The sequence below is a fragment of the Oceaniovalibus sp. ACAM 378 genome (assembly GCF_008085915.1).
GTDB lineage: Bacteria > Pseudomonadota > Alphaproteobacteria > Rhodobacterales > Rhodobacteraceae > Oceaniglobus.
In genome coordinates, this window is record NZ_VSJK01000054.1 from 1 (window position 1) to 3,437 (window position 3,437).

Here is a 3,437-nt window from a genome sequence, read left to right on the forward strand (position 1 = left end):
ACAATGGCTCTGGACATATAACAACGACCGCCCGAACATGGGCATCGGCGGCATCACACCCGCCATGAAACTGAAAATGGCCGCGTAAGTTCTACGGATGCACCCCGTTAAAAAGGGGGAGATTACCCTCCCAGTTCGAAATGGAGGAAGCAAATTTGGCGAAGGGTACCTTATCCATGTGAAGGATCAACGCTGCAGATGGTCAAAACGGCAGAGCTGCGCCGCAACGGTTTGTCCTTTGGGTCATCAAAAGAGAATTATACTGCCGCAGTAGATACGCGCTAAGTCCGGACTGACATCGTTGAGGCGACTGGCGATGCTGTGCACTTATGCCAACGACTGCTAAAGGGTCTCCGCAACGCATCGCCGGCTGAGTAGGGGGAGATCCGCTATTCGCTGACAGAGTACCGACAGAGTACCGACAGAGTACTGGACCTGTCGCGCTTTCGTGCCGCCCCCGGTGCTCGTTTAAGCCACCTTCCGTTCGAAAGCGACTGGGCTTTTCCAACCTAGTGCTGAATGGCGGCGGCGCGGATTGTAGAAGCCGTTGATGTATTCGAAGATTGCCATCTCGGCCTGCCGCCGTGTTTCCCATGACCGTCGCCAGATCAGCTCTGCCTTGATGGTTTTGAAGAACGTCTCGACGGCGGCATTGTCATAACAATTGCCCTTGCCGCTCATCGAGACCTGGAAGCCATGTTGGCGCAGGATCTTCTGATAGTCGTGAGAACAGTATTGGCTGCCGCGATCCGTGTGGTGAATGCAGCCCTTGGGCGGTGTCCTGAATGCGATGGCCATGTTCAGCGCCCGGATCGCCAGGTCCCGTTTCATCCGATTGCTGACCGCCCAACCGATCACGCGCCGTGAATGCAGGTCCAGGATCACAGCCAAGTACAACCAGCCCTCACGGGTCCAAACGTAGCTGATGTCACCAGCCCACTTCTGGTTCGGGTGCTCAGCCACAAAGTCGCGATCCAGCAGGTTTGGCGCAATGTTGAACTTATGGTCGCTATCAGTTGTGACCTTGTGTTTGCGTGTTCTGACCACTGATATGCCATTCTGGCGCATCAAACGCCCGACACGGCGGTGACCGATATCCAATCCGATCTCTTTCAGCTCTTCGGTCATCCGTGGCCTGCCATAGCTGCCCAGGCTGAGACGGGATTGTTCTTTGATGTGCGCCAACGTCACCATATCAGATCGCTGCCTGAGGTTGGCTGGCCGACTTCGGAACGCACGCAAACCGCGCATGCTGACATCCATCACCTGACATAGGCGCGCTGCCGGAAACGCATCCCGGTGTTCTTCGATGAACCTAAACCTCACGGCTTTTGGCTCGCGAAGAACTGCGTTGCTTCCTAAGAAACAGCCTCCGCATCTGGTTTGGGGGCGAGCATGTATCCGAGGGACCGTGCACGCCGGTGAAGATTGGCGATGACTCGTGTCCGATGGCGCTCGTCGTAGGCGGCGGCACCAAGATCTTGATACGTCATCCCGAAGCGCAAAGTATTGTAGAACAGGACGGCGATCTTCCGCGCCGTGGCGGTGACGGCCTTCTGCTTGCCCACCCGCGACGAGAGGCGGCGGTAGAATGCCCCAAGCGCTGTATCGCTGCGCCCAATCGTGACCGCCGCCAGTCGCAACAGGGCCGCTGCCCGGCTTGAGGACCGCCGAGTCCGCGATGACAGCAGCTTGCCGCCGGATATCTTGTTGCCTGGTGCGAGGCAGAGCCAGGACGTGAAGTGCTTGGCGCTTGGCCATGCTTTCAGGTCGGTTCCGCACTCGGCGACCAGCTTGAGCGCCAGGGAAGGCCCAAGGCCATGGATCTGCGTCAAGTCGATACCGACGACGCCGTGGAGAGCCGCTCGAACATCGAAAGACGGCGCATTGACCTGCTTTCGCTTAATCCGAGCCTTTGGAAGTGGGGTTGGGGTTCCCGACGACTTGACCGTCAGCGCCGCGATGGCCACCTCCAGCTTGCCGTCGCAGGCGACCATCTTGGCCTGATAGGTATCGTATAATTCCAAGGACTGCGTCAGCGCGAAGATATGTTCGTCGCGGTCATTGCCCACCAGCGCAGCGCGGATTGTGTCAACTGATGAGTGGCAGCGAACATCGCGGAAAGACGCCAACACGTCCGGGTCCCGCTCGCCCGCCACGATAGCACGGATGATCCGCATGCCTGTCACACCGGTGATATCCGAGACGACATGGTGCAGTTGAAGGTTCATCTCCATCAGCGCCTTCTGCATGTGCTGGATATGGGCGGCAGCATATTCGACCAACCGCTCACGTTGGCGCATGTAGGCGCGCAGGGTGGCGATCTCGGCCTCGGGGCGGAAACTCCCGCGTAGCAGGCCGTAGGCATGCAGCTGCCGCAGCCATCCGGCGTCGCTGACATCCGTCTTCCGGCCCGGCACGTTCTTGGCGTACCGCGCGTTGACGAGGATCACATAGAAGCCGTGCTGCTCGAGGATTTCGAAGGCCGGTATCCAGTAGACTCCGGTGGATTCCATCGCCACGCTGGTCACGCCGCAGGATCGGAACCAAGCGGCCAGATCATGCAAATCCCGCGTGAATGTCCCGAACGCGCGCACGGGCATATCCGTGCTGTCAGGGTTGACTGCGGCCATGTGCATGGTCGATCCGATATCGATCGCGGCAGCGCCGGGATTGACCATCTTCAGCTCCGGGTGGCCTCCGCATGTCGTCTTGCCCATGATGTCTCCTCCATTCAGGCTAGAGAGCGTGGGCCGTGCAAGTTCGTCATCTTCCTAACCGGGATCACCGCCAAAGCGGCGTCACCACTCTCAAGTGCGCATCAGCCCATGTGCCACGTTTTTTAACGGGGTCAGTCCCTCCAATAAGCGATCGGCAACTGCCCTCCGACGCCGATGATAGCACAGGCTGTTTCTACCGCGCACAGGCGGGCTGCGACCCGGGACAGTTTTTTAGGATGTCCCGCTCCTCCTTGAGGATGCGAACCTCGCGCCGAAGCCGGTCATTCTCTTGGGCAAGCCCCAATTCCTCTTTCGACACCACGTCCGTGTCTCGATGCGAAGTGATCCACTTGTTCAGCGTCGACATTCCGACACCCAAGTCATCAGCAACCTGCTTGCGCGTCAGTCCGCTGGTCAGCGCGATACGCACTGCATCCCGACGGAATTCGTCCGTCCGTTTCAGTCCCATAGTTCATCTCCTTTGCTGCAGTAAATGCTATCAAAGGAGCGGCATCAAACCGTGACAGGTCCATACCGACAGTCTAGCGGGTCGGAAGCAACATCAACCTTATCCAGAACCACACCGAAATCTGTTGCAACCAAGTAGAAATGTCCGTCGGCCCGCAAAGTAGAAATGTCCCACTTGGTGGTCCGCTATCATGGGTGGGCAGGGCGGAGACCTCATATATCGCAGCCCTGAACAGCCATGCGGGCGTG

The 3,437-nt window shown here is 58.5% G+C and carries 1 protein-coding gene and 2 pseudogenes; all 3 read right to left on the reverse strand.

The window, feature by feature from the left end; translation table 11 throughout:
• Nucleotides 1–468: 468 nt before the first annotated feature.
• Nucleotides 469–1,356, reverse strand: a pseudogene (locus tag FQ320_RS25010) (IS3 family transposase); the annotation flags it as partial.
• 2 nt (nt 1,357–1,358) lie between these two features.
• Complete coding sequence (locus FQ320_RS25015; protein WP_148475968.1) at nt 1,359–2,720, reverse strand: IS110 family transposase; 1,362 nt, start codon at nt 2,718–2,720, stop codon at nt 1,359–1,361.
• 229 nt (nt 2,721–2,949) lie between these two features.
• Nucleotides 2,950–3,189 (reverse strand): annotated as a pseudogene (locus FQ320_RS25020) (transposase); the annotation flags it as partial.
• Between the last annotated feature and the right edge of the window lie 248 nt (nt 3,190–3,437).